Annotated in this window: 22 protein-coding genes and 8 pseudogenes; 3 read left to right on the top strand and 27 right to left on the bottom strand. The window is 35.7% G+C overall.

The window, feature by feature from the left end; genetic code table 11:
* Nucleotides 1-62: 62 nt before the first annotated feature.
* The 22 genes and pseudogenes from COO03_RS25585 to COO03_RS25480 all read right to left on the bottom strand — a co-directional run.
* Nucleotides 63-269, bottom strand: a pseudogene (locus COO03_RS25585) (SMI1/KNR4 family protein); the annotation flags it as partial.
* Between the two features lie 152 nt (nt 270-421).
* On the bottom strand, nt 422-640 hold the full coding sequence (locus COO03_RS25580; protein WP_230322550.1) for a hypothetical protein: 219 nt from the start codon (nt 638-640) through the stop codon (nt 422-424).
* Between the two features lie 376 nt (nt 641-1,016).
* Nucleotides 1,017-1,166 (bottom strand): annotated as a pseudogene (locus tag COO03_RS25575) (SDR family NAD(P)-dependent oxidoreductase); the annotation flags it as partial.
* 92 nt (nt 1,167-1,258) lie between these two features.
* Entirely contained in the window at nt 1,259-1,936 is a 678-nt protein-coding gene (locus tag COO03_RS25570) for an SGNH/GDSL hydrolase family protein (protein ID WP_097899762.1), read from the bottom strand.
* Between the two features lie 49 nt (nt 1,937-1,985).
* Nucleotides 1,986-2,582 carry a TetR/AcrR family transcriptional regulator gene (locus COO03_RS25565; RefSeq protein WP_097899761.1) on the bottom strand — a complete coding sequence of 199 codons (597 nt, stop codon included), beginning with the start codon at nt 2,580-2,582 and terminating at the stop codon, nt 1,986-1,988.
* Nucleotides 2,583-2,774: 192 nt separating this feature from the next.
* Nucleotides 2,775-4,928, bottom strand: a complete 2,154-nt coding sequence (locus COO03_RS25560) for a penicillin-binding protein (protein WP_097899760.1) — start codon at nt 4,926-4,928, stop codon at nt 2,775-2,777.
* Nucleotides 4,929-5,416: 488 nt separating this feature from the next.
* Nucleotides 5,417-5,923 (bottom strand): hypothetical protein, encoded by a 507-nt coding sequence (locus tag COO03_RS25555; protein ID WP_230322551.1) that lies wholly within the window; start codon nt 5,921-5,923, stop codon nt 5,417-5,419.
* A gap of 130 nt (nt 5,924-6,053) precedes the next feature.
* Nucleotides 6,054-6,521 (bottom strand): DUF2004 domain-containing protein, encoded by a 468-nt coding sequence (locus COO03_RS25550; RefSeq protein ID WP_097899758.1) that lies wholly within the window; start codon nt 6,519-6,521, stop codon nt 6,054-6,056.
* 15 nt (nt 6,522-6,536) lie between these two features.
* Nucleotides 6,537-6,668: pseudogene (locus COO03_RS27945) on the bottom strand (HNH endonuclease); the annotation flags it as partial.
* A gap of 4 nt (nt 6,669-6,672) precedes the next feature.
* On the bottom strand, nt 6,673-7,461 hold the full coding sequence (imm47, locus tag COO03_RS25545; protein ID WP_097899757.1) for an Imm47 family immunity protein: 789 nt from the start codon (nt 7,459-7,461) through the stop codon (nt 6,673-6,675).
* Nucleotides 7,462-7,683: 222 nt separating this feature from the next.
* Nucleotides 7,684-7,902 (bottom strand): annotated as a pseudogene (locus COO03_RS25540) (DnaB-like helicase N-terminal domain-containing protein); the annotation flags it as partial.
* Nucleotides 7,903-7,925: 23 nt separating this feature from the next.
* Nucleotides 7,926-8,819: a DnaD domain-containing protein gene (locus COO03_RS25535; protein ID WP_097899756.1), complete on the bottom strand. Its 894-nt coding sequence runs from the start codon at nt 8,817-8,819 to the stop codon at nt 7,926-7,928.
* A gap of 304 nt (nt 8,820-9,123) precedes the next feature.
* Nucleotides 9,124-9,462: a DUF2185 domain-containing protein gene (locus COO03_RS25530; RefSeq protein WP_097899755.1), complete on the bottom strand. Its 339-nt coding sequence runs from the start codon at nt 9,460-9,462 to the stop codon at nt 9,124-9,126.
* Between the two features lie 173 nt (nt 9,463-9,635).
* On the bottom strand, nt 9,636-9,914 hold the full coding sequence (locus tag COO03_RS25525; RefSeq protein ID WP_097899754.1) for a hypothetical protein: 279 nt from the start codon (nt 9,912-9,914) through the stop codon (nt 9,636-9,638).
* Nucleotides 9,886-11,523 carry an SWIM zinc finger family protein gene (locus tag COO03_RS25520; RefSeq protein ID WP_097899753.1) on the bottom strand — a complete coding sequence of 546 codons (1,638 nt, stop codon included), beginning with the start codon at nt 11,521-11,523 and terminating at the stop codon, nt 9,886-9,888. Before COO03_RS25520 ends, COO03_RS25525 begins: the two co-directional genes overlap by 29 nt.
* The gene (locus COO03_RS25515; RefSeq protein ID WP_097899752.1) at nt 11,499-12,605 is read right to left on the bottom strand and encodes a VWA domain-containing protein; all 1,107 of its coding nucleotides are present in this window, start codon (nt 12,603-12,605) and stop codon (nt 11,499-11,501) included. Before COO03_RS25515 ends, COO03_RS25520 begins: the two co-directional genes overlap by 25 nt.
* Complete coding sequence (locus COO03_RS25510; protein WP_097899751.1) at nt 12,595-14,901, bottom strand: DUF5682 family protein; 2,307 nt, start codon at nt 14,899-14,901, stop codon at nt 12,595-12,597. Before COO03_RS25510 ends, COO03_RS25515 begins: the two co-directional genes overlap by 11 nt.
* On the bottom strand, nt 14,862-15,968 hold the full coding sequence (locus tag COO03_RS25505; RefSeq protein WP_097899750.1) for an ATP-binding protein: 1,107 nt from the start codon (nt 15,966-15,968) through the stop codon (nt 14,862-14,864). Before COO03_RS25505 ends, COO03_RS25510 begins: the two co-directional genes overlap by 40 nt.
* Before the next feature lie 15 nt (nt 15,969-15,983).
* Complete coding sequence (locus COO03_RS25500; RefSeq protein ID WP_097899749.1) at nt 15,984-19,412, bottom strand: DUF4132 domain-containing protein; 3,429 nt, start codon at nt 19,410-19,412, stop codon at nt 15,984-15,986.
* Between the two features lie 300 nt (nt 19,413-19,712).
* Nucleotides 19,713-20,027: pseudogene (locus tag COO03_RS25495) on the bottom strand (ankyrin repeat domain-containing protein); the annotation flags it as partial.
* Between the two features lie 353 nt (nt 20,028-20,380).
* Nucleotides 20,381-20,944, bottom strand: coding sequence for a GNAT family N-acetyltransferase (locus tag COO03_RS25485; RefSeq protein ID WP_097899748.1), 564 nt, complete (start codon nt 20,942-20,944; stop codon nt 20,381-20,383).
* Nucleotides 20,945-21,002: 58 nt separating this feature from the next.
* Nucleotides 21,003-21,119 (bottom strand): annotated as a pseudogene (locus COO03_RS25480) (nitroreductase); the annotation flags it as partial.
* Between the two features lie 169 nt (nt 21,120-21,288).
* On the opposite strand from COO03_RS25480, the pseudogene COO03_RS27940 reads away from it, so the two are divergent.
* Nucleotides 21,289-21,375 (top strand): annotated as a pseudogene (locus tag COO03_RS27940) (YjcZ family sporulation protein); the annotation flags it as partial.
* A gap of 212 nt (nt 21,376-21,587) precedes the next feature.
* Here COO03_RS27940 and COO03_RS25470 read toward each other — a convergent pair.
* Both COO03_RS25470 and COO03_RS25465 read right to left on the bottom strand, forming a co-directional pair.
* The gene (locus tag COO03_RS25470) at nt 21,588-21,887 is read right to left on the bottom strand and encodes a hypothetical protein (RefSeq protein WP_097899747.1); all 300 of its coding nucleotides are present in this window, start codon (nt 21,885-21,887) and stop codon (nt 21,588-21,590) included.
* Between the two features lie 16 nt (nt 21,888-21,903).
* Nucleotides 21,904-23,136 carry a hypothetical protein gene (locus COO03_RS25465; RefSeq protein WP_097899746.1) on the bottom strand — a complete coding sequence of 411 codons (1,233 nt, stop codon included), beginning with the start codon at nt 23,134-23,136 and terminating at the stop codon, nt 21,904-21,906.
* 62 nt (nt 23,137-23,198) lie between these two features.
* Here COO03_RS25465 and COO03_RS25460 point away from each other — a divergent pair, with 62 nt between their 5' ends.
* Nucleotides 23,199-23,510: a hypothetical protein gene (locus COO03_RS25460; protein ID WP_097899745.1), complete on the top strand. Its 312-nt coding sequence runs from the start codon at nt 23,199-23,201 to the stop codon at nt 23,508-23,510.
* Between the two features lie 410 nt (nt 23,511-23,920).
* Here the strand turns inward: COO03_RS25460 and COO03_RS25450 are convergent, their stop codons facing one another.
* The 3 genes and pseudogenes from COO03_RS25450 to COO03_RS25440 form a co-directional block, all read right to left on the bottom strand.
* Nucleotides 23,921-24,667, bottom strand: coding sequence for a formylglycine-generating enzyme family protein (locus COO03_RS25450; protein WP_097899744.1), 747 nt, complete (start codon nt 24,665-24,667; stop codon nt 23,921-23,923).
* A gap of 47 nt (nt 24,668-24,714) precedes the next feature.
* Nucleotides 24,715-24,846: pseudogene (locus COO03_RS27935) on the bottom strand (oxidoreductase); the annotation flags it as partial.
* Nucleotides 24,847-24,864: 18 nt separating this feature from the next.
* Nucleotides 24,865-25,299 (bottom strand): DUF7832 domain-containing protein, encoded by a 435-nt coding sequence (locus COO03_RS25440; protein WP_097899764.1) that lies wholly within the window; start codon nt 25,297-25,299, stop codon nt 24,865-24,867.
* 441 nt (nt 25,300-25,740) lie between these two features.
* On the opposite strand from COO03_RS25440, the gene COO03_RS25435 reads away from it, so the two are divergent.
* Nucleotides 25,741-26,037, top strand: coding sequence for a hypothetical protein (locus tag COO03_RS25435; protein ID WP_097899743.1), 297 nt, complete (start codon nt 25,741-25,743; stop codon nt 26,035-26,037).
* The last annotated feature ends 215 nt before the right edge of the window (nt 26,038-26,252 follow it).

Raw genomic sequence — 26,252 nt, 5'->3', positions numbered from 1 at the left:
AGAATTATGAAATTGATTCATTTACATAACAAAAGAGTGAAATTCTAATAATCAAATTAAAAATCCACTGTTTGATAAAACCCTTTCCAACCATTAGCATATTTCAGGAAATCTCTATACTTTTGATCAAGTTTATACCCTATTTTTTTCTCAACAAGGCAAATATCTGCTTCATTGGCGCTAACTTCTGGAAAGTGTTGTGGCCATATATGCTCCACATCCTGCTTCACTACCACCATTATCGCTATATGATTCTTCCAGTTATCCAACGTCCCCCCCTTTTTACAAACAAAAATATTGTATAGCGCAAAAGATATTTGTTAGCATATCCAGCAATAATAATAGTAAAATCTTTTTTTAGATTGACTCTATATTTGCACTGCTTATCATTCAACGAACGTCTTCGCCGATTATTGTTTTGTTAAATAGTAGATAAGGTATCTACTTCTATTTGCTCAATTATTTTAAATACTATCTCTTTATTTTCGCCAGAAAGTTCCGTATACAACTTTAACGCTTCTTTCCAATATGGGGCTGTCGTTTCATTTATATTCGTATCCATAAATACTTCACGATAAACCGTTAAATTATCCTTTATTATTGATTGATGTAAATGTTTAATAATCTCTTTTTTGTTCATGTCCTCTATTCACCCTTAATTTTTGAATATCTCCTTCTTGAATTAAACTGACCGTTAGTACAATAAGAAAAACTGAAATCTCTCCTGTATTAAATCAGGATTTCAGTTTTTCTTTTTTTAAAACCGTGCAATTTTATTACAAACAGTCCAATTTAAAAAGGTTCCGATACGCTGCTCAGAGGCTTGGTTCAACCCCTTTTCAGCTAATCGAGCTCTCTGTGAAAAATTCATTTTATTTACTCTTCTCTTTATCACATATAATTTTATCCATACTATCACAAGGACTTCTTGTTGCAAATGAATAAAAAGAATAATCAGACAGTCTGTTCCGAATTAATTTTCGCTTTACGACCAATCCGACAAACGACACGCATTAATTTTTTATACAATTTACAACTGCTTCCCCATCTGTTTCATTAATATCAGCAATAATAACAAATACATCTTTATTGGATAATTGTATAGCCAAAGACCGCCCGATACCAGAAGCCCCACCAGTAACAATTGCAACTTTTTGCTTAGACATCTTGAAACCTCCTGTTTTTTTGAAAATACATGGCGTGTACAGGTGAATCTAAGAAATTGAACAATCGTTCTAATTAGCATAATATAAAACCCTCAATTCTTTGTCATACGGATGATTTGGGCATAGTGGTCGGCAACTAATTTCGCTCCTTTGCTATTTAAATGTACTCCGTCTAAAGTCAAATATAGGCCGCGCTTTTGTGATATACGATCAATTTTTTCTTGGTTTTTCAAGAATAAAGCTTCCCACATTACTCTCAGTGGATTTGTTGTTATATATTCAGAGGTATCGTAATTTTCGAGGATTGAAATAAACTCTTTATATAAATTAAGATATACTACATTTTCATATTGTTGTGATAATGCAGAAATAACTGTTCCAAATTCATATATTTGTTTATTCCACTCATTATTTATATTTTCTCCAATTATAGTGGGGGATACTACAATGACTTTTTTTGATTGATTGAGAATTTTCTCGAGCAGTATTTTATAACGCTCTTGAAATTCTTCTTGATTTGATGCGATAGGATTTGCTTTTACCTTTAAAAGTTTTGCGTAAATATCATTTACACCAATCCATAAGAAAGAAATATCAAAGACATCATTTTGTTTTTGATTGCTAATTCGATTTGTTAAGCTTATAACTGTTTCACCGGGTTTCCCTAAATTGTATAGTGTATCATTGGGAAATTGCTCACTTAATATGTTATAAAATGAAACGCCTGGTCTTCCTTCGGTTAAACTATCTCCATATAATCCTATTTGCATTTCACATGCCTCCTTTTCTACATGTAAATGAAATAAAAGACAAAGAGTATTAGACACTTTCTTTTGAGATAGATAGTAAGAAAATCGTAATAGCTTCTTCAAATAATGGTTCTAATTTTTTTGTTTCAACTGTGTGGATAAATTGACATAATCCACCTAACCATGATCCTAATAAAATACTTGAGTTTTCAACGTTTTCTATTGAAAATTCACCACTTTTTAAGCCTTCTTCTAAAATTTGTTGATATGCAGTTAAGGGGACAACAGCTAAACCATATAGCTGCTGAACGGTAGAGGGATTTGTATTTGGATCAGCCGCAAGTTCTTGTCCTGCCCTCAATAAAGGCGTTTTATAATTGTGTAGCACGTACCGGGCCATCCCATATAATTTTTTGGAAGCATTGGGGTAATTTTTTTCTGCTGTTTTCCACTTCTCATACCATTGTTGCATGCTTTTTTTTGCTAAATGAACAAATAAACTTTCTTTATTTTTATAATGATAATAAATATGTCCTTTACTGTAGCCAGAAGCTTTTGCGATGTCTTCAATTGAGGTTTTTGTATATCCTTTTAAAGAAAATAATTTTGTAGCTTTTTCAGCTATGATTTGTTTGGCTAACTCACCATCATATCGTCTTTTATTCAAAATTTACTCCTTTCATCTTTTAATTTTCAGAATTGAACGATTGTTCTAATTTAAATATATGAAAGAAATTGTTTTTTAGCAACTGACAAGTAAAAATATGTGGATACTGTTTTTAGTTTGATTTTTCATATAAGATGCGGTGCGTGAAATTGAATATTTCGCAAAAAAATAGAGCCTATTTCTATAGGCCCTTTACGAGTTTCTGCTTGAGTTTGTTTGTGCTTCCATTAACGGTTCTAATGGAGGTTCTAACTCTATCTTTATGGTTTCTCCTTCTTGTAAATCTTTTCCTTTTTCTATACTTTGACTAGTTACATATCCCGTACCCGTCGTTTTTAAATCTAACTTCAATATTTTAGATAAATACATAACATCACGCATTGCCCAGCCTTTAAGGTTAGGCATTTTCACGTTACTGCCTACTAGAAAAATACGGTCTCCTTTACTAGTTACATCACCGGCCTCTGGATATTGTTTTATTATTTCTCCTTCCCCTAATACTATCGGATGGAGTTTCGCTTTTTCTGTCATGTTTTTTGCTGTATCCATCGGTTGATTTACATAATTTTGTAGTTTCACTTCAGATTGCTTTGTAGCATCTGCTATTTGCTTTTCTGTATATGGTTTCACTTTTAAGTATTCTAAGCTATTTTTAATAACTGGTTTAAAAATTTCTGCGAGGGGTTGAGCGCCATATTCATTACCTTTTAATTTAGGTTGTTTAATGGCTAAATATATTACTAATTGCGGATTATCAATTGGAGCCATTCCTAAAAATGAAAAAATATAATTTTCTTTCCCTTCCATATATCGGCCATTTTCAGGATTCGGAATTTGTGCTGTTCCTGTTTTACCACCAATCGGATAACCGTCTACTTTATACATCGTTCCGGTACCTTTTGATGAAGTGATCACACGTTCCATTAAGCTTCTTACTTTCTCTGCAGTTTCTTTTGTAACTGGATTTCCAATTTCTTTAGGTTGATTTTCCATAATCACTTGATTATCTATTGGATTTACAATTTTATCGATAATATAAGGCTTCATTATTTTCCCATCGTTAGCTATCGCAGTAGCAGCTTGTATTAATTGAATCGGAGTGACAGTGGATCCTTGTCCAAAAGCAGTTGTAACTTGTTGAATTTGCGTATCTAATAATAGTTTATTCTTGCTTTCTCCAGGTAAGTCTATCCCTGTTTTTTGATTAAAACCAAATTTATTTATGTATTTCTTGAAGTTATTTGGCTTTAGTAGTTGGTCTTCTAAAATAGAAAAAGCAACATTTGATGATCGTTCAAAACCTTCATCAAATGTAATAGACCCCCATCCATAACCACTATTATGGTCTTTAATTTCCGCTGAGCCTACCTCATATTTCCCAGATTGATAATATTGATTACCATCATAAACCCCTTCATTAATCGCGGCGGCTAATGTGAAAATTTTCATTGTAGATCCAGGTTCATATGCATTTGCAATCGGATCATTTAAGAAATATTCAATATCTCCTTTATTCGGATTATAACTAGGTTTACTGGACATCGCTAAAATTTCTCCCGTTTTCGGATTTGCGATAATACCTACTAGCATAGAAGGATCATAATGCTTTGTTGCAGTATTCATTGCTTCTTCTAAAAAACTTTGTATTTGTTTATCTAACGTAAGATACACATTATTTCCATTTTGAGTAGGTTCTACCTGTTCTATATTATTTGTAAGCGGAATCCCTTTTCGTGATCCTACATATGAAACACTACCATTCGTAGCACGTAAATACTTATCGAGACTTTTTTCGAGACCAAACTTACCTTCAGCATTTCCCTTATCATCTGGTCTTGCAAATCCAAGTATATACGATGCGAAATCTTCATTAGGATATACTCTAGCTTTTTCCGTTATAAAAGATACACCTGGTATCTTTAAATCTTTAATTTTGTCTTTTGTTTCTCTAGATAAATCCCTTCCAACCTTCCCGATTTCAACTTGCGTAGGCCCTTCGTGAAAATACTTAATGACTTCATCTTTATCAATTTCAAGTACATCTGCTAAACTTTGAGCAGTTTCTTCTTTATTTTTAACTTTATCTTTTCCTTTTAAATTTACAACGATACGATATGTTGTTGAATCTTGAACTAGCACTTTTCCGTTTTGGTCATAAATCGTACCACGATTAGCTTCTAAAGCACCATTTTTATTATGTTGTTCATTCGCAAAATCCTTCACATTAACATTATGCACGACTCCTACTGCCTGGATATAAAAAAAGCGTAATATCATGATGAGAAATAAAAAAATAAATAAAATCATCATATATCCAGCGCCTTTATTTGTCTGAATCTTATGCATATTCCGCTCCTTTCTTTTACAATCTATTAATAGTAAAGACGTGGTACTAACTTTATTCTTATTAGTTGCAATAATATATTTTTCGAAGTTTTTTTATGAATTCCTCTAAAGCAATAAGAATCATGCAATGTAGACGATTCATTTGTTCTTTTATATTTCCATTAAATAACGATGCGTGAAATTAAATATTCCCCTAAAGAAGGAACCTATTTTGAAATGTCCTCTTTGTAAAGGACATTTTGAAAAAAGTTGCGCACTATAAAGAAGATGATTTCCAACAGGACTCACCTTCTTTAAATTCTATTGATATCTATAATGATTGTAGTATGTCATATATTCTTACTTTCATTTTTCGACTGAGCAAAAGACTTACAAGACTTTATATATACTTTACCTAAGAAAGGCTGTTTGAAAAAATTAAACAGTTTTTTATTTCCTATTCACTCCATACACTAGTCAGTAAAAAACAGGCGGTTATCTTTTGAGTTTTAATCACACCACTTTTCCTCATCAGAAACCCATGTATTTTTCTGTAAGTCAAATGATTGATTGGTATCGTGGAAACCACAATAAGCAGGTAATTTTATACTTCCTCCGTTTGCTTTATTCCAGCAATCAACAAACCATTCCACAAGGATTTTCCCCTCATCTTCCGATATGATCTCATCATTCTGTTCATAAAACTCCCAAAACTCGTCTGACTTATCATAAGAAAGGTTATAATATGATATGCGTTCGAGTAATTCATGACTTCCTGCAAAAACACTGCTATCGTTTCCTTCGTAAAAAACTTCACTTGCTTCTCTATTCATAGAAAACATCATGATAGAAAGGTCAAACGATCCGATAAAAATCATAAAATCTACCAACTCTATTTTACTATAATAATTAAATTTAAGAATTTCTCTTATATTATGAATCAATCTTTCTGAATTTTTTTCAAGATTTTCTTGTACCGAGCTAATGTATGTATCTTTTGTAAGCAATTCATTCACCTCATGATTCATTTAAATTTCAATATAAATTAAAACTCTTTACACATAATATAATTGGGCGTCTTTTTTTCTTCATCCATTTCATATTTTAAAAGCAACTCTAAGCTATCTTTATATCGCTCTACCATATTCAGATCGCAACATCCTGATAGCCCACTTCAGTTACTTTTTCATTTATAAGACAAAGTCCTAATCCATTTTCCATATCCCATGTACAGTCGAAGGTTAGTCCAATTCCTCGCCCTTCAAAAATTCCTGCATATGGAACAGTAATTCCAACTAAACTTATCATTTCAAGTAGTTGTTCGGTTGTTTCAATTAAAGGATAATTTTCATTGAATTCAATATCATAACCGAGTTCATGCCTTTTTTGTTTGTAATAATCTAAAATAGGCTGCAAAAAGCTTTGGTGCAGTTGCTCCCAATTTTGTATGACTGAAGTATATGATTCATATTGTTCTTTATCAAATTTACCATCTTCTTCACCATCTACCATTAACGCTATCTCAGCTTCCTTTCCACAAAACTCAATGGTAGTGTACCTAACCCATCCATACATATAGTCAAGTTCTCCAAAAACTTCATCATTTATTGTCATTTTAAAATCCCCTTATTATTTATTTGCAAATCCTTCAGGCTCAAAGGCTCCTGCGTTTATCCCACCAACTCCACCAAGGTGTCTAGGTTTATCATTCATACTAGGAACCAATCGCATTGTATTTCCATCGTTACATTCATACCATGTATATTCACACAACTAAATGCCCATAAAAATATTTTTCACCAATCTTCCATTCTTTTTTTGTTAAAGAATCAATATATAACATCAACTCTCTGTATTTTTCATCAGTTATTATTGTTCCATATTGTACAGGACATTTAAGTCCACTCCAAATAGATAAAATAGATGGAATTGTAACCATATCAAATGTTTTTTTGTCTCTTAAAGAAATCATTACTCTCGGAATTAATTCCTTTACCAAGTCCCCAGGAAATGACAGATCGTTATCATAGTAATATTTGGTGATGTCACTATTTTTAACGAACTCAAAATATATTTCTCCTAATTCTTCTATTGATTGTTCATAATAGTCATCGTTAATTCCTAGCATTAATGCAAGTGTATTTCTGATTGCATTCTCAATAAAAGTATCTTCCCATTCTTCTAACAAAGCAAAAAGATACGGAATCACATTATATGAAAGAGTCTCTCCGGCACTTACAACAAAATTATGAACACCATCCTCTGAAGCATTTGAAAGGAATTTCAAGTTATTTGTGTCTAATAAGTCATCATGAGTAGCGATTGAGCAAAAAAGTCTTGTACATAAATTAAGAATCACTTCATCTTGAGTACTATTCATAAGTTGTATGAGTAATTCCTTTACAGAGAAATCACCTAATTTTAACAATTCATTAATTAAGAGAAAGCTTTCTTTCTCAGTTGTAACATCTTTTAGCTTAGATTTAAGATTTTCGATTCTATCATTTGGAATATCACCATACCAAATATCCCTTACCATATTTTCCAAATTCATAACCCTTCTCCTTTGTAATGATTCTCTCTGTCACTTTGTCACCCAGTAAAATTTTTTCTCGCTTATTTATCGTTCTTATCACACTATCCTATATGAAAATAAAACTCCATGATGGTAAAACCTTCATGAACTTTCGAATTTTTATATAATCAGCTAGCTATGCACTCAATCTCCACACTTCTTAATTGATCTATAACTTTTTTATTCGTTTAGCTAGGTCCTTTATATGGTCTTTATCCAACGGTGCTTTTGTTGTTGGTGAAAAATCGGGGACTCCATTTTTGAAACAAGTGTGACAAAATCAAGTTGCTGCCCGTCTTCCTTTATTTTTCGTATCAACTTGAATATAACTTGATGCACAGCCGTAGAAAAGTGCCGCTCGGTCAGGTGGCACCCCTTAGTCAGTTCACCATCAAGAAGCAAAGATCCTAATACCGTTTGTTCAGCCTCGACATGTTAAATACTCATGGCCTCCACCCTTGTTCCTGCAAGAATTTCTGTAATTCTTCCTCAGACGGTACATTCTTCTTCCACTCTTCACACTCCTCCAGAAACTTCTCCGTCTCATACATAGCAGACGGCTCCTTCTTCCGAAACTTCACTGCCGCTTTCTCTATTTCACTGAGACTCGTATATCCCTTTCCATGCCAATCTCGTAAAATCCCTTTCACATAAGCAAGCGTCCGCTTATTATTTTCATACGCAATTTGAAGTGCCTTCAATACGAGCTCCTCTGACAATTCTGCCATCCATTCACTTAATTCTGCCACTGCATAAGACGACAAACTACCGAAGTTTTGTTCATAAAACGTGAATACACTGCTACCTGGATTCACTTCTTCTACTTCTTCTACTTCTTCCTCTACTACTTCTTGTACTTCCTCATTCGTTTCATAACCTTGAACAACTTCTTTCGGAATCATATCAGATGCTTCAATCGGCATTCCGAAATGCTCTAGCAATAAAGGAATGTTCAATTCTTCCTCGAGGCATCTTTGAAGAAACATATGTACAAACTCTTTATTTTTCACAGTCTTTAACTCACGTAACACACACTTCTCTATGTTTGTATTCGTAACAGGGTTATAACGTAACCAATTTAGAACATATAACTCCTTCGTTTCCGCATCATATAATATCTTTCCATACGCAACAAACCGCTGCAACAACTTCTCAACAGTCTCACGATTATACCCCGTTTCCATCTCTACCAAGCGTAACGGAAGTGGATAAATCCCGCATTGTCTCGTTTTCGAACATGTCAGCAAATAAATATAAAAATATCGCTCCTCTGGCGTTAAATCCAATACAAATTCATCTTGCCAAAAATTCACCTGTACACTCCGGTATACTCCCATGTTTCTTCCCCCTGCCCTTTTAGTGGTAAATATAGAATTGGTAATCCCTTAATATATATAGGATTACAGGCAGGAATTTGGCGGATTTATTTAATAATTTTTTACTAGTACTAGAATGTTACTTTTTTATTTTTTTGTAGTAGTTCTTGTAGTTGTTTTTTCTTTTGTTTATTTAATGATTTATTACTTGGTATGGGTTTATAAGGGGGTTGGAAGGGGCTTATAAGGGGCTTCCTTTATTGCATACATAAGTTTGTCATCTGCTGAAGAACTTTTAAAATAGCACTACATGACAAAATTAGTTTTATTTTATAAGTTCATCAATTGTCACTTCTTTATCAGCGACTAAATCATAAAACCCTATATGAACTCCTTCTTCATACAGCCAGCATAGATCCGTTCCATAAGGCGCTTCAAAAATCTCAAACATTACAGGAGCAATTTTAAAAATAGATTCCGCGTTTAAAATGATAAAATTTCCCGCATAATTCACATATTCATCAGTATCATCTATAGCATACAAATTCCAGCCATTTAAATTCGGGATAGAACTTTCTTCTCTAAATGAATATCTAACTGGTTTTCCAGCAAGAATATTTTTTGAAACAACAAAACCACCATACTCACTATTATTTATTTTCATTTTCAAACTCCTTAATATCGTAATTGCTAGCGTATTTGAATAAATATTTGTACCCAATACCCGTTTTTTTCTAATTATACATTTTGTATATTTCGGACAAGACGTGCCAAAAGACATATCTTGTCCGAAGCCGATTCATCTTATGATTGAAATCACGAATGTTCTCGGCTGAATCATAAATGCAGCATTTCAGCCTTTACAACTTGAATATATTCCTGTAACTTACAAAACGCTTCTGTCAGCCTACTTGTTTCTTCTTTATGAAGAAAGCGGTCCTTGTTTCGTTCTTCCTCTATGACAAGCAGCTGCGCAGCAGCATAAGAAAGACCGTACTTTTCGCATTCCCGCTTTATATCATGAAAAAAAGAAAGAGGTACGGTCCCTGCTCCCGAGACAAGCATCTCATCTAGAACTTGTTCCAATTCATCGATTATGCGCATTAACTCGATCATAGAACGTTTCTCCTTCATTGAGTGTAATATTTATAATCTCTCCTGCTTCTGTATATAAAATGACAGGTGTAACAACGAGCTTTGCCCCTTCCTGATAAGAATGGACCAGCATTCGCTTTACATGCAACGAATCTATATTTATTTTTACAAGTCGAATCATCCGCTCATTTTCTGGTCGTTTCATCATTTGCATTTGCAATGTTTTACCAGCCTTATCGATAAGAGGTATGATCCATTTTTGTTCTTGCTGCTGAAACTTCCATTCTCCTATTTCAGCAGCTTCTATGCAAAAGACTCCTTGCTTATTTGTCTCTAACCTCTGCTCTTTTACTATTTTTAATAGTTCTTCCCATGAAGTTAAAAATAGAGATTGCCACTCTGCCACATTTGTTTTCCCTTCCACCTCCCCTATTGTCTGTGAGCTAGATGACAATTGAAAATCGGCATTAAGTTTTGCCTGTTTCAACTGGAAAGATGAACGAGACAGTTCGTATCCTTTCTCTGCAATCCCCCACGGAACTTGCCTTTCATGGAGTTCTTCAGGAGTTGTGCTACTTCCTTCATAGAACATCGGACGCGACTGCGTGTATGTTATCCACTTTTCCTGTTCTCGATTATAGAAATAATATGTCACACCAACATAACCAGACTTCGTTTGCCAGCCGGATGCACCAAAAGCATGTAAAGTAAGTGGTGGAACTTCATAATATTCCGAACGAAACGGACTCTCTTGCAGATGGTGGCGCTCTAACAACAAAATATGTTCATAAATCGTGGACAGTGTTTGCCGATAGAATGCCATTTGAAAAGACGCATGTTTCATTCGATAGAGCCCAATATCCGCCCCGAGCTTACGAAATAAATTCTCTAACTTTGCTAGTTTCAAAGAACGAGCCTTTACAGAAAGTTGTTCTATTTCATAGATTGTATTTTCAGTAAGCCGCGTTAATCCTAAATGAACAACTCGCTCAATCATCTCTTTGAAAACCGATAGTTTTTCCGGCGCAATGATAAGAGGACGCATCTGTTTCGTTTCATGCGAGAGTCCTTTTTCTTTTTGATACCAATATACCGCTTCCGCCTTATGACGGCATATTCCCTCTGCTTTGCACGTACAGATCGCATCCACTACCGATTCAGCTGTTAGAAAGCGAACGATTATATTTTCTTCTGGAAAGGACGCAATTAAAACTGCCTCTTCTTCGAAAACGACTTTCGGCTGAAATGTTTCACGGAACATCATTTCAGCCCACATCTTTTCGGAGATAATACTGCGAACGTCGACATTCAAAAGAGCAGAGAAATCAACCTTCGTTTTCTCTTCTCCTTCATACATCTTCTTAGCTTCCAACAGAGCCATAATGACATGCTTACAAATCGAGCGGGCTTCACAAGTACAGGAGTAACTACGTATATCACCTGTAAACGTTACAGTAATTCCGTCATCAAAATGTATTTGCACTGTACTCTCTTCTACGTCCACCTTGACATTTGATACGGTAGCCAAATCCTTGATCGCTCTCTTGTATGTTCCTTTATTAGACATCGCGATCAAATATGTTTCATCAATAGAAGAAAGAACATTTAAGAAATGATTGTTGCGATCCACTGTGCCAACCTCCCTGGTGTTAGCGCCGCTACATGAGCACCGAGTGCCGCCATTTTTTTTGCTGCCTGTTTATCATAAAAAGGCTGTGCAGTCGGATCAAGGGAAGTAAGTACAATCAGCTTTGCCCCTGATTCTACAATTTTCATCGCTTCTCGGTACATGTCAGCGTAACTGCCGCCTTCATATAAATCCGTTACAAGCACGACAATTGTTTTGTGAGGCATCTCTATTTTATTTGTTGCATAGCGTAGCGCTTGAGCAATATATGTTCCTCCCCCAAGCTGTACACTCATAAGCGTTTCCACCGGATCGTCAATACGATCTGTTAAATCAACAACGGATGTATCAAAGATGAACAAATCTGTCTTAATCGTCGGTAAGCTTGCAAAAATACCAGCCATAACCGCACTATGAATAACAGAATCAATCATACTCCCACTCTCGTCTACTGCGAGGATTACACGCCATGGACTAACGTGCTTCGTCGCAGCATAAAAGTACGGTTTTTCAATAAGTATAGTGTTCGTTTCCTTATCAAAGTGCTTCAAGTTCTTTCGAATCGTTTTCTTAAAATCAAAGTTGCGCATTGTACGAACGCGGCTAGAACGATTTCGATCCGGTCTACCGCTTAAAGCGTGCTTCACTTCCTGCTCTAAATTACGACGCAATTCCTCAGCTACTTTCGCTACAATACGCTTAGCTGTGTCCAATACATCTGGATTCATATAATCTTTAAATTGTAAAATACATTTTAGTAAATTCATATTCGGTTCCATTTTTTGAAGCGTTTGCTTATCTTGCAATAGTGCTGTTAATTCATACTTTTCTAGCGCATGATTTTCCATAATTTCAATGGTTTCTTTCGGAAATAACTCTCGCACTTTCGAAATCCAAGTCGGCACTGTTAGCTGTGAGGGATCTAGGGATCCACCGCGTTCCTCTCCACGTTCCCGTTCGTACAAAAACTCCAGCACCTCATCCATTTCCCTATATATAGGGCCTTCTTCCTGAAATGTGATTTGGTCATCCGCATGCTTTCCGAGAACAAGACGCCATCGATTTAAAGAAATCCTATTCTCCATCTTCTAGCCCCCGTCTAATCAAAATCTCCCGTGCCTTCCGATCTAACTGCATTGCATACGTCAGCACATCTTCCGAAATTCCTTCTTCTTTTATTGTTTCTTCTGTTGTGTCATATAACCGAGCAATTTGTCTAGCAATCGTATCAACCTCAAGCGGTGTAAATTGACTGAACAAGAGGCGCAAATGCGGCAGCACTTGCAAAAATGTCTCTTCATCAAGTTCTTCTAGGACATGAGACATTCCGCCAAGCAGCGATTTGTTATATAAGAAGATATCTTTTGCGCCAGCAAATAATCCATTCAAAAATATCGGAGCTTGCTTTTGCATATCGCCACTTCCATAAAAGTATCCTTCTGCCACTTGCATTACCTCATCAACCGTCCTCTTTGCTAAGGAAGTTAACAACCCAAATACTGCTCCTTCTACCTGACTTTCCCGTTTCTCTTTTTGCAAATAAAGCTCCAGCGCTTCAATAAATTGCTGATCTGCAGGTTGCAGCATATACAAATCGATAAGCTTTTCCACAATAATTCCTGGTTCGCCACCATCTAAAACAGAGAATAGCGAAAGCGCTTTGTTTCGTGCACTATCAGCTTGCTGATTTGCTTTTTCTATTTGTGATAAATAGTAGGCGCAATCTGCCATAGACGTAAAGTCCCCATCCTCTTGTATTGCTTCCTCTATAAATTGGGTGTACATAGTAAATTCGGAAAACAACCCACTTAAGTAGGCTTCCATCAACAAAAGAGCCACCTCTCCAGCACGCCCTTTCGCCTTATACAGCTTTGCTCGCAGCACTTCTTGCGCGGCTTCTCTCACCGTTCCGCCATACACAGATAAATCAATGAGAGCACTTTCCACCTGCGCTGAGAAACGATATTTCCAAGTTTCTCGCATAAGATTGATGTTCTGCTTTCTAGTAAGATTTGGGCCGCGCAGCTTCTCGCAAAACGGGACTTCTAAAAAAGCGAGGCAATGAAAAAATTGACTTAAACGCTGGTGTCGTTCGTTCTTGTATATGTCAAGAATCGTCTCATGTGGTACAGTAGAACGCGCCGGAAGACGAAACGAACGAACAGTAGCACGAAAATCATGCACGAGCGGCGGCACATCCGCTTCTTTTGACAATTTGCCTCGTTTCGTCCCTTGCAAACTCTTCTGAAGCAGTGTCATAGGCTTATTTGCTGCAGATATCTCACCTTTCACAAATGCACTACGCACTGCATCCATCAGCTCATACAATCCAGGCTGCATCTTCCCCCGAAGTAGCGCAAGTTCACGTATCATTCGCGCAGCCTCAATCTCATCGGCTATTGATATCCCTTCTGCCTTTAACTGTCTAGCAACCCGTATCATAAATTGCTCAGCTGCCGCTTCGTCCCTATTCTCCCAAACATATTGATAAAAGGCAGGTGCAGGCATACCACTCTCATAACCACGTGTCTGATCACTTTCCATAAAGGAATATGGCATAAGATAGTTTTTTGCATACGCTTTAGACAATGGGCTTTTGGACAGTTTTTTCTTTTTCCCTTCCAATTCAAGAAGCCCTTTCACATGAAAGCCCCCAGTAATAACGAGCACCTTATCATACACTTTACGCGCTTTTTCAATTTCCTTTGCCATGTGTATCTCCCTGGCTTCGCATCCGTCTTCTATCAACATCTCCTGTGTATAGTCCGCACGCGTATAATAACAATAATGAAAGAGCTGACGGACAAACTCCTCGCTTGTCATATGAAAGCCTTGGAATTCAAAGTATTTCTCCCAAAATTCATGAAAGCTTCGGCACCCCGTTTTTTCTGAAAGCATGCGAACATATTGACTATGCCGAAAGTATTGTTCGTCATGCTTTTCGCGCTCTTCCTCGTTTTTCGTTACAAACAAATATTCTTTATAAGGAAGATCAATAAATGAAACGGGAATATTGCACGCAGCTCCTTCCCGCAGCGCGACAAGTTCCGGTGAATAGTCGAGAAAGGGATAGTACGCTCGGTACTTTCCACTCTCTTCTCTTTCAAGCAGATCCGTTTTATCATCATAACTACAATATATACAAATCGGAGCCTCACTCTCTGTGCTCACGATATGTGGAATGAGAGTATTACAATCTATCGGTCCTTCTATAAGAATCGCATCCGGTTTATATAATTCAACTATCTTTTGTACATGAAAAGAACACGCAGGGCTATGATGGCGAATCGGCACGTATACGACATTGTTCCTTAAATTGTAAGCCCTTTGAAACAGTGCATTTACTTCAGCTGATTGCGAGCTTCGAAAAACGACTTCCATACCTCTCCTCCTACTTGACCTCGCGCCCTGACGATGCTTGTAAAGTAACTGCGCAGCTTTTCTAAATCATCCTTGTTTTCTTTCGCAATCGTCCCCGATAAATACCGAACAAGCGCATCCATTTTCACTTGTCCGCTTCCATAATAGTACGCATCCATTGCACTTTGATAATAGACAGATACTGCTTCTGCAGTACTCATAACAGAAGACGGCTGATCAATTCGTTTTCCTTCAGCGGTTACACCTTCCCTAAGTTCATGAAAAACAGTCGCCAACAGCTGAACAACCGTCTCATCCACTTCTGGTGTGATGCCTGATGCTCCTAATAAGCGCGTTACTTGTGACTCTATTATTTTTGTTTCAAGCTTTACATCCTTAATCGGATGCACCGTTTCAAAATTAAAACGACGCTTCAATGCACTACTCATTTCATTCACACCGCGATCGCGCGTGTTAGCCGTCGCAATAATATTGAACCCAGGCTTTGCCGTAAGAATTCCTTGCTCCCCAAACTCTGGAATATTCAGCACTTTGTCGCTCAAAACGCTAATTAACGAATCCTGCACTTCCTGCGGGCAGCGCGTCAACTCTTCAAATCTAGTTAATATTCCTTGTTCCATCCCAATGAAAAGTGGCCCTGGCACAAGTGCCTCTCTTACAGGCCCTTTCGCAAGAAGAAGCGCATAGTTCCACGAGTACTTAATTGTATCTTCCATCGTAGCGGCTGTTCCTTGCACAGTGTTGCGGCTATTTCTGCATATCGCAGCAGAAAGCAGCTCGCTTAGCATCGTTTTTGCTGTTCCCGGCTCGCCGATTAGCATAAGTCCGCGGTTTCCTGCTAATGTGACAATCGCTCGTTCCACAAGTGCATCATTACCATAAAACTTACGACTAATTTCTACTTCTCTTCCTTCCCAAAGAAGCGGTTCTTCTTGTCCAGTAATAAACGTACGAACAGCACGCGGTGACAATCGCCAGTTAGGTGGTTTTGGAAACGAATCATTCGCTTCTAAAGCATTCAATTCTATTTCATATAATTCTTCCATTAATGGTTTAATAGACTGCATATGTCATTTCCTTTCTTATCGCTTGCTGCGCCAGTTTTCATCACGGCCAAGGTTCGATTCTGTTGCCCGTTTTATATCATATAAAATTTCACTGAAAAAGCGTTCCGATACTTGTTTTGGTAAAACGCGTTTCTCATGATCAATTTCATCGTAGTCATATGAACCGCGGCTCACTGTGCCTGCTTTATAAAATTGAATTTCAAATACGCACACATCTTCCTCACCTTCATATCCGACCGGTGCACCTTCAAACGCAAGCTCCGCACCTAATCCTGTGCGAGTATCTTCCTTATAGAATGTATAATACACACCAGCATCTTGAACCGAGCCACGGCTCCAGCCGTACTTCGTCATCTTACCAAACAGCGAACGGCCATTGATTTGAATACCAGCAAATCTTTCTACAGTAACTTCCTCATCTTCCTCCACCTGAAATACTTCACGGTCAATTTGCGGAAATGGCTGAGTAACCTCATAATCATCTAGCTGTTCCTTCCATAACTCCCGTTCCTCTTCAGACAATTCTAGCGGATGAATTAAGCCAATAACGGTATCTGGCGTAAGTTCATGCTCTTCTTCTTCAATCGTATTGAACGTGCCATCCTCCATATAGCGGAACATTGCAAGCAACTTTCCTTCCTTATATTCACCCCAAATAAATGAGATAGCAAATTGCTGCATAATTGGATTTTCCACAAACAGAGACTTCCATGTATTTTGTGACCAATAGCGATTCAGAGAAAGCGCTGTTTCAAGACGCTGCGTTTGCATTGTAATCATACTTCGGAGCTGCTTCTTTATAGAGGTTAACTCCGCCTTAGCCTCTTCTGCTTCTTCCGCATCATCTTTTGCATTTGGTTTCGGAAGCGACTTAATTCGTTTTCCTTCTTCCGTCTTTAACTCAATTTTCAAGTTAGGAGTTAAATAGGCAGTAAACGTCCTGCTTCCGTAATCAATTGTCTTTTCACCGCGTTTATTAAAACCAAGGTCTGGGACAAGCTGATCTTCTAATTCTTCTTCTGTTATACCACGCGTTTTAGCAGCGAGACTCAGCGCTTCTTTCGCAGCATTACGCACTTGCTTATGTTTATACTTAAATGCCATCGAATGAATAGACATAAGTCCAAGATGTGATGAGGACAACGCCAACGCCTGAACAGCCGCAGCAGCAATAGCTCCGCGCATGCCAAGTGCCCACTCATCAATTTGCTTTTTGAGTTGTAGCGCCATTTCATCATCACTGTAAATGCCATACAACGAAAGAATACCGCGTTTCTTCGATTCCGCTCCTTGAGAAATCCATAGCTGATATATCGCTTGTATATTTTCCTTCATATCTTGTTCGTTAAGAGCGGCGCCTATTGCTTCCGCCGCTTCTTTTTTCTCAATTACAGAATCTGATACATACTGCTGAAAATATGCAAGAGGAATCATTGCATCTGCAATTGTATCGGAATCGCGAAGACGAATTTGCGGTTCAAATCCGAGCCACTGCACAAGTGCATTCCTTTTTTGCGGTGTTAAAATACGCGTGCAAAGAGCTTCTATACTTCCTGATGCTCCTTCTAAGTTCCCGTCGCCAAGCAGCGGAGCAAACTTCTCCATCAAGGAAGCGTTTTTCTTTTCTTGCAAAGCTTCTTGCACAAGCTGTGTATATTTTTCAGATTTATAGTATAAAAGTGTTTGCATCACATTTTCGCGCACAACTTTCTTTCTATTACTCAATTCCTTTGCCACATCCTCTGCAGCTTCCGCATCTTTTGTAAGAAGTTCAACTGCAGCAGTACGTACTCTTTTAGAGGAATCTCCGAGGCTTTGAATGAGCAGATCACGCGTCTGAGCTGCGTTATCCTTTGCCAACTCATCCAAAATAAAAATCCTTTCATCTACAGAATACTCAGGAAATTCTCCTGTCACATATGTCCGTTCTTTTACAAACAAACGAATGAGCACTTCTCTTGCTCTACTTCCTTTTTCATTACGCTCGGAAGCTTGTTCAACAGAATAGGTAATGAGCTTCTCTTTCGATAAACCATAAGAAAGAAGATCCTCCAATATTTGTTCCGGTGAGTTTTTCATATCAGCATACCGCTGCAGAAGTTCATATAAACTATAGTTATAGGTTTTCCCGAGTTGAAGTGTAAGAGCCGCTTCTCTCTTTGCCGCTTCCTCTATATCCCAAAGAAGTGCAACCTCTAAAACAGACATTCTCCAGTAATTATTTCTATACTTTGAATTTTCAAGCACTTGCTTCATATCTTCAAATGATAAATTTCCTAATAAATAGTTACGATATGTACCACGTATTTCAGATGACTTCGTTTGCAGAACAACGTTTAAAAAATCTTCACGTACTTTGTTTCTATTTAACTCGTATCCTTTTTCCGCCAAAAGCAGCGATACAAAAAGGTAATGACTTTGGCTCAAATATTGCAACGTACGCTTAACAAATTCCGGTTGCTCTTCCACCATACATAGCAATAATTTGTATTCGTATATTCGATCAAAATCAATAAAGTCTAAATGATGCTGCGTTAGGCGATATGCGAAAAATCTTTCTTCCGAAATACCGAATTGCTCGCACAAATTTCTGGTTGTTTCATACACTTGTGTATCAAAACTCTTTGTTTTCCTGTAATTTCCAGACTGTTCAAGAGTATGGCTGACATGTGAAATCGCATAATTCATAAATTTTTTAACAGAGCTTTTCACTAACAATTCCATATATCTTCTTGCAACATCTGAATGCGGATATATACGAAAGATTTGCTGCCAAGTAAAGTCAGGTAAAGATGCCCCGGCAAACACCTTACTAACCGATTCGCCTCGAACGTACCTTTGAGCTGCTTCAATCTTCTCTTCTGCTCCGCTTAGCTTCAGTATAAACACCGCATGTGTTTGCAATTCTTCTTCTAACAAAGAACGATAAGGAAGAAATCTCTCATAATCTGCATCTAACATAACTAGAAGCAAAAGCAGCTTTTGCTGACCTGTCAGTACTTGCAGCTGTTCTTCTATATACTTCGGATCTTCCTGAATTAATTGTCTAAGAAAAACATCCGCTTCATTTACAGAACGCGAAAGATTCGTTAAATACTTACAAGCAGATGTTACAAGCCTATCAAATGAAAGGCCACTTTTTTCAAAATAAACCTTCATGTCTAGAAAACTCACATGTGTAAAACGTACGAGAAGAACATTCAAGAGCTGATCCTCAAGTAAATGATAAAATAACCGAAAAAAAACTGGATCTTGCTTATACGTCTTCCTAAAATCATTCATGAACCGCCAAGCAAAATCACTTCGCTTATTTTCGCGAATGGTCGTTTGTTCTATAAGTTTTAAAACTTCTTCATCTCTCGTCTGCAAGTAACGCATTGCTAATTCTTCTTGTGTCCCTGTCATATTAAGGTGTTGAAACAACTGATATGTACCGACTGCCATCTTCTACGCCTCCCTAGTTCTTTTATAAACTCATCGTTGGATCATATACATATGATAATACCCATTCTCTCACATATCTGAAATTTCAGATACAAAAATACGGAATATATTTACATTATTAGTATATCATATCAATTTATATACGAACATACGTTTCGCCAAAACTTTATATTTATTTTGAAACAATCATTGAAGATATGGTTTAGAGATTGATATTTCTTAAAAAAACTTATCTGTTTCGTTTAGCTTCAGAAGTAAAATCACTCTTTTAACAGTTAAAATATTCTTTTAAAAACGCATTTTTGCTAAGCTCACATCTATTTCTGCGCCAGTCTCTACTAAATATTTTACTATTTCCAAATGTCCCGCTCCTACTGCCACATTTAACGCAGAAGCATCGAATGTACCACCTCTAGCATCTATATCTATCCCTTTTTCAATGAGATACTTAACTATTTCAAGGTTCCCTTTCTTCGCTGCTACATGTAACCATGTACCAAATGAAGTCATTATGTTCAAAATTTCTTTTTCATTACCTATTAATTGTTTGACTTCATGAATATCACCCAGTTTAATTACATTCCTTATTACTTTGTTTACGCTTTTTTTATCCAAAACAAGTCCTCCTTCATTTCAAATTATCTTCTACTAGCTAATTTTTCAAGAACTTCAACACCCTTTATTTGCATAGCACTAATCATAGATTTTGTTTGTATTCGTTTAACCGTACATCCTGAAAATGATTCAGGTCAAAAATTCTACACAAGTTTGAGATTTACTGATGATGAAATTTACACATACATTGAACTGACATATTCCTTGTACATTTAGAAAAATTTCAGTTTAACACGACAACTACTCATAATATTGATTACGCGAAAAAGAGTACCTTCACATCTTTTGAAGGCACTCTTCTTTTTTATGTAATATAGATTCTGCCGCACTTCTTTTATACTAAAAAGAAAGCATTAAAATCTTAAATACCAATATATTGCAACTCCATCACTTTGCTCATTCATGCCTTTATATACAAGAAAATCAAAGCCTCCTATAACAAATCCACAACTCTCATAAAATTTGCATGCTCTAACGTTATTGCTCTGTGTCTCCAGCATAATTCCTGACATTTCACAAGCTTGCGCCCAATGCTTTGCCTGCTCAATTAATTTTCTACCAACTCCAAGTTGTCTAAACTGCTTATCCACTTTTATATCTTCCACGTAGGCAAAACTGTTCCAGTTCCTTTTTAATATGATCATTCCAATCATGCGTTGATTCATAAACGCCAAAAAAATTATTTTATTTGGATTATTAATATATTCATTATAATCTAGATCATCCTCTTGACCTTCATTATATATATCTTCTGAATAATTTTTCTCATAGCTTTGTATTTCTTTCACTGTGTATTCTATTCGTTGATTCATCGCTGCTAATGAAAGAACTAACTTAGAATCAACCGTAAAACTATCATCAATTGCAGGAATTGCATTCAAATCCTCTATTTCTAGTTTTCTAATAAAAATGTCCATCCTTATCCCCCTTAAACAAAATGTAATATATGAATAGTTAACACCCTTCTTTCTCATACTAAATATTCATAGCAATTCCTGCAATGAATAAACTAACTATTATGAGGAAAGGCATACCAATTATAGCCCCTCTTAGATGCATCATATAATTTTTATACCCCTTCATTCCTTCTGTACGCAAACGTAAAGTAACTCCAAAATTAACTTTTATTGTATATTTTAGAGTTACTTTACATTTACTTTTATAATGGACCTGCTCAATTAGATTTCTACAGCATAAAGTGACGTATAACTATTAAGCCACATGTACAAATCCATATTTTGGTGGTAGTTGTGGTGAGTGAGGTGGAGGGTTCGCCTTACTTATCGTACTATTCATCCTATTAATCATTATCGGATGCAGCTGTTGGAGCGGCGGATTCGGATACTAAAAAAATGGGTACTCATTTGAGTGTCTTTTCTTTATGAAAAAATCCACACACACTGTGCAGGGAGAAGGAGTAAACTTTTCGGTTGGATGACCACTTTCATGCTAGTAAATAATTACCCCATTAGCAAAACAGGGAAATCTCATTTTCCCCTTAATAAAGCAATGATTTTCCATATGTATAAGAATCTTATGTGTATTATCAAAATGTGGTTATCAATATTTTGGTCCCATCATCGTTAATTGGTTTAATAGACTTTCTATCGCCTTTCTATAATTTTCTAAGTCACCTTCTATTTTTCTAAATTCATCAATTCGGTACTTGAGTTTACTTTCAATTTCTTCTAATCTTCTTTCGGCTTCTTTTAAAGAGTTCCCTTTCCAACTGTGAGATAACATGTTTTTTACAAAAGTTAAATTTGTTTTATGTTTTTCCATTTCTGACATACATATTACTAATTCATTTTGGGCAGCTATTACATCCATAACATGATTCATAAGCTCATAATTTTCCATACAATCATCCCCACTTTTATCCTTCATTATCCGCTTTTTCAAGTTTATTCGCTTGCTCTTCTATGAAATCTGCTACTGAACGTGCCGGTTCTATATAGTCTCGTTGAAAACCATAAACAGCATAAGTGATTGTATTAATTAAATTACCACCTACACTAGCTGGCGATCGATATAATGTATTAATAATTTTATTACCTGCACTATTAACCCTTTGATTTATATCTTCAATTTCTTTTTTTAAATCCGCTGCAATTTGTTTTACTTCTTCAACTGTTAATTCAATTACTATTTCACCTGCACGAGGCGAACCTGAAACCCTCTTACCCGTTTCACCATCTACCATATTTGGCATATTAAAATAACCGTATTTATTAAAAGTAAAGTTACCCATACTATGATAACTGGGACCCAAAAAACCCATAAAAAAACGTAAAGTATTATAACCAGTTATTATAGATGGTAGAAATGGAACAAAGTGACTTATATTGTGAATTTTATTATCATTTTTTGCATCCGGTACATCTGTATAAAATACATGACCTATACGACCTCTTTGTTTATTATCATTCCCTTTAAAACCTGTAAACACTGTATCATGAGGATTCCCAATACTCGTGATTTGTTTTTTGTATTCTCCTCTTAAAGCTTTTTCCTTTTTATCTTTAGGAAGCAAATCAATAACATTTGGAGCTTCATAACTAACAACTCCTACATTATTCATAACTCCAGCATATTCGCTTAACCCACCACCTAAAGAATGACCAGTTAATGTAAGTTGATACCCCTTTAAGCCATTTTTAGGATGGGCCATATAATTTTTTACTTCTTTTACCAAAACATCAGCATTAGTAAATTGACTTTCAGCAATTACCTTTTGTGCCCTTTCTTTAGCCATCGCAAAGTTAAACTGCGTGGTTACAGGGAGTGATGAAGTATCAAGAACATTCAATTTATCTAAACTATCTTGATTTTTTCTAAGTCGGCTCCCCATAACATCAAAGGTATCCGCACCATAAAAATCCGGACCTTCTTTCGAACCCCGAAAAGCAATGACAACTTGTTTAGTTTCTTCATTTTTATAAACAGTTGCATCAAAACTATTATTTTTATTATGTAATACAGCATCAGGTATTGTAATACGTTTCCAAACCTCTTTATGATCCCCAATGTTTACTCCAATTTCAAAGCTATCTATATAGCTATCATTTGCTAATCTTTGTAAAGTTTTATCACTAACGGAATTACTCATAGTTTCTCTCTCCCCAAAAAAGACTTATAGTATTAGTATAAGATAATTGCAGGAGGAAAAATATGGAGAAATCAAAAAAGAAAAATATTATAATTTTAATCATTGCAGCAATTATAATTCTAACCATAGGTAGTACGGCAGCATTTATTCATAATAGAAATGTCTCAAAAGACAACGCTGCTGAAGTTGCAATACAACACATGAAGAAAGAAGAGAATATAGATTTTGTAGTGACTGATGTCAAAATTGAGAGTTTAGAACGTAAGGGTTTTATTACAGTTAGGGGATATAATAAAAATGATAAACAAAAAAAACTTGTTGTTGTAGTAAATAAGATCCAAAATTATATAGTTGATTACTCGGGAAAAGAATAAACTAATTGTAATCTAAACTACTAAATTAAGTGGCTGAACTGTACCCTATGAAATGGACAGTTTAATAAAAAGACCTTTAAAAATTAAGCACTTAAAAGATGGTTTCGGTATTGTACCGGAGCCATTTTTTTGATTAATTGATCATACATATCTGTTTTTCACGATTGACTCTATATTTGCACTGCTTATCATTCAACGGACGACTTCGCTTGTTTTGTTAAATAGCAGCTTAAAATTTATTAATGAAGCATATCCAGAAATTTTTGGAAGGTATTTGCAACATGATAACTTACTGGTTCAAGCTCAGCAGAATGTTCATGATTCCACACACAAACTATAGGACTATTTCTTGATTCTCGAAAATGGAATCTTTAATTCCAATTATATATCAACTCAGAATTTTATAATTATCAAATAATTGATCTAGCAATTCTAAATCCAATATCATCTATATAAAAATCAGGCATACTCTTACGGCGACAAGTAGCTCCACATCCACGTTCTTCTTCTGCCCAACTTCCTCCGCGAATTATTCTGTAAGTACCGAAGGTCTCTGCGTCGTATAAGTCCCAGCACCACTCCCAAACATTCCCAACCATATCATACAAGCCCCATTCATTAGGCTTTTTCTCACCAACTTCGTGCACTTGTTCGTTAGAATTATCTTTATACCAAGCAATTTCATCAATTTCACCATACCGATATCCTTTTGATTTTGCCTTACATGCATATTGCCATTCAGCATCTGTTGGTAAACGAAAACCATTAGTACTATAATTGCAAACAACTGCTTTACTTTCATTATCAAAATCATAAAACTTGTCATAACCAAGCGCATCAGACAGTAAATTACAAAAATTCACTGCATCTATCCACGAAACATTAACAACTGGTTTTTGAACCTCAGTCATTGTTAAAAATTTCTTCCTCATAATAATCGTATAAAGTTCTTCTGTCACCGTATATTTAGCAAGATAAAATGGCTTTATCTCAACATTCCATACAACTTCCTTTAAATTTTTCCTAATACCCGGCATTCCAAATTTATAGTTTGAACTAATCCATTTTTGTTCGTTTCGAAAATCTCGTAGGCGAATTTCTCCTTCAGGAATATACACCATTAAATCTTTTAAGTAGTCATTTAAGTTGGCTAACATTGTCCTCTCCTACTCTTGAATTAATATTTTAGACACTTCTTTCATAGCTTATTTATTTTTAATTGTTTCATAATGACACCTTTGTCAATATGAATTGCTACGGATCTTCGAAAGATAGGTGTATCTACAAAAGTTGGACACAATACACTCACATTAACACCGTAAGTTTCTGCTTCATAAGTAATTTTTTCAATGAATTACCTTTTCTGTATGTTGTTTTTCCAATTCAAATAGCTATAATCAACCTCTATTTTTAATTCAAAATAGTTTTCCCAAGTATCTTGTACATGATAAAGTGTTTCGCCCTCAAATATAAAAACATCCCTATAATCATTTAGATATTCCCAACCATTATCATTATTAAAGTAATACATTGCAAATTGATTGCCCTCATCATTTAACATGTCGTCTGCAAATACCCCCCCCCACTTCATATAGATTTGCGTACCAGTGATTTGTCTAAGCTTAAACTTATTAATGTCATCTTGAGACTTTTCTTCAAATGCTTTACTATATAAATTATTTTCAATTATCCACCCAAGAAACATACCAGTATGTACATATGCTTGTTCAATTGGCAAGTCCTCTGGAAGATCGCCATTATAATGATACTTTGCTTTATCATAAATCACGGTGTTCAACTCCTTTTCATATCCCATTTATTTTGCATCCAATGTAATATCTACTAAATAACTATCTTTTCTCCCGCAATATTATTTCTATTCACTGAATAAATAATTAACAATATGAAATTCTATCTTTAACACAATAATATTCTAACAAATTAATATCCTAATAAACAGGCTTGTTTGCAATTCCAACAACAACTGTTATTCGTATCATATTAATAAAGGTTTCTCCTTCAAAAATATCTGTACCCTAGTATAGTTGAAGTATATTCATTGAAATTACTAAACTTAATAAAAAATATAAAAATGATAAGTTTGAATATCCCCTATTTCTTACTAAACTAGCGGGCAGTTTAGTTGAACAAGATTAACCAAGTTATTTATGGTATTATATTTACAATAATGAAATGGATCAATTTACCAAAAATATTAGGAGGTTTATTTATGAAAAGAAAATTAGTATTATCTATTATTTTTTCAGGTGCTTTAGCATTATCAATCGGATTTGCAAAAGACTTTCAAAGTACAAAGGTAGTTGCACAGACTAATGGAGATCAATACAAACTTGTTACTAAAGAGGAACAAGTTCAAAGAGAAAGTACAGTAGCAGAAGGGAAAGATGTTACCACTGTTATAACAGTAGAAGAGCAAGATATGGTGGAAAATAGTTCAGCTCAAGAAGGGTTTGTTCCACAAGCAAATGGGACAGGTTTCTATTTTGAAAAATCCCCAAAAAATTAAGTTTAATAAGGTGCTAAAAATATTGTTGTAGTAACTGAGGTCATTTATAGTACAAAAAAGGATAGATAGAGCATATTTTATACTGCTCATCTATCCTTTATAATTTATCCCTTACAATGTCCGACATTAAACAAAAACATAATGTTGTTAAGGGTTTTAAGTAGTATCTTGGCTTTTAATAAAAAAAGTTCATCAGTTTTATAAAAAAGCATTCC

The organism is Bacillus sp. AFS098217 (assembly GCF_002551815.1).
GTDB lineage: Bacteria > Bacillota > Bacilli > Bacillales > Bacillaceae_G > Bacillus_A.
This window is presented reverse-complemented; position numbering and strand designations above follow the sequence as displayed.

What these genes read in the sequence shown, in the direction of transcription:
- COO03_RS25580 (WP_230322550.1), bottom strand. Translation starts at nt 640, where the DNA reads ATGAACAAAAAAGAGATTATTAAACATTTACATCAATCAATAATAAAG.
- COO03_RS25570 (WP_097899762.1), bottom strand. Translation starts at nt 1,936, where the DNA reads ATGCAAATAGGATTATATGGAGATAGTTTAACCGAAGGAAGACCAGGC.
- COO03_RS25560 (WP_097899760.1), bottom strand. Translation starts at nt 4,928, where the DNA reads ATGCATAAGATTCAGACAAATAAAGGCGCTGGATATATGATGATTTTA.
- COO03_RS25550 (WP_097899758.1), bottom strand. Translation starts at nt 6,521, where the DNA reads ATGACAATAAATGATGAAGTTTTTGGAGAACTTGACTATATGTATGGA.
- imm47 (WP_097899757.1), bottom strand. Translation starts at nt 7,461, where the DNA reads ATGAATTTGGAAAATATGGTAAGGGATATTTGGTATGGTGATATTCCA.
- COO03_RS25535 (WP_097899756.1), bottom strand. Translation starts at nt 8,819, where the DNA reads ATGGGAGTATACCGGAGTGTACAGGTGAATTTTTGGCAAGATGAATTT.
- COO03_RS25530 (WP_097899755.1), bottom strand. Translation starts at nt 9,462, where the DNA reads ATGAAAATAAATAATAGTGAGTATGGTGGTTTTGTTGTTTCAAAAAAT.
- COO03_RS25525 (WP_097899754.1), bottom strand. Translation starts at nt 9,914, where the DNA reads ATGATCGAGTTAATGCGCATAATCGATGAATTGGAACAAGTTCTAGAT.
- COO03_RS25515 (WP_097899752.1), bottom strand. Translation starts at nt 12,605, where the DNA reads ATGGAGAATAGGATTTCTTTAAATCGATGGCGTCTTGTTCTCGGAAAG.
- COO03_RS25510 (WP_097899751.1), bottom strand. Translation starts at nt 14,901, where the DNA reads ATGGAAGTCGTTTTTCGAAGCTCGCAATCAGCTGAAGTAAATGCACTG.
- COO03_RS25505 (WP_097899750.1), bottom strand. Translation starts at nt 15,968, where the DNA reads ATGCAGTCTATTAAACCATTAATGGAAGAATTATATGAAATAGAATTG.
- COO03_RS25500 (WP_097899749.1), bottom strand. Translation starts at nt 19,412, where the DNA reads ATGGCAGTCGGTACATATCAGTTGTTTCAACACCTTAATATGACAGGG.
- COO03_RS25485 (WP_097899748.1), bottom strand. Translation starts at nt 20,944, where the DNA reads ATGGACATTTTTATTAGAAAACTAGAAATAGAGGATTTGAATGCAATT.
- COO03_RS25470 (WP_097899747.1), bottom strand. Translation starts at nt 21,887, where the DNA reads ATGGAAAATTATGAGCTTATGAATCATGTTATGGATGTAATAGCTGCC.
- COO03_RS25465 (WP_097899746.1), bottom strand. Translation starts at nt 23,136, where the DNA reads ATGAGTAATTCCGTTAGTGATAAAACTTTACAAAGATTAGCAAATGAT.
- COO03_RS25460 (WP_097899745.1), top strand. Translation starts at nt 23,199, where the DNA reads ATGGAGAAATCAAAAAAGAAAAATATTATAATTTTAATCATTGCAGCA.
- COO03_RS25450 (WP_097899744.1), bottom strand. Translation starts at nt 24,667, where the DNA reads ATGTTAGCCAACTTAAATGACTACTTAAAAGATTTAATGGTGTATATT.
- COO03_RS25435 (WP_097899743.1), top strand. Translation starts at nt 25,741, where the DNA reads ATGAAAAGAAAATTAGTATTATCTATTATTTTTTCAGGTGCTTTAGCA.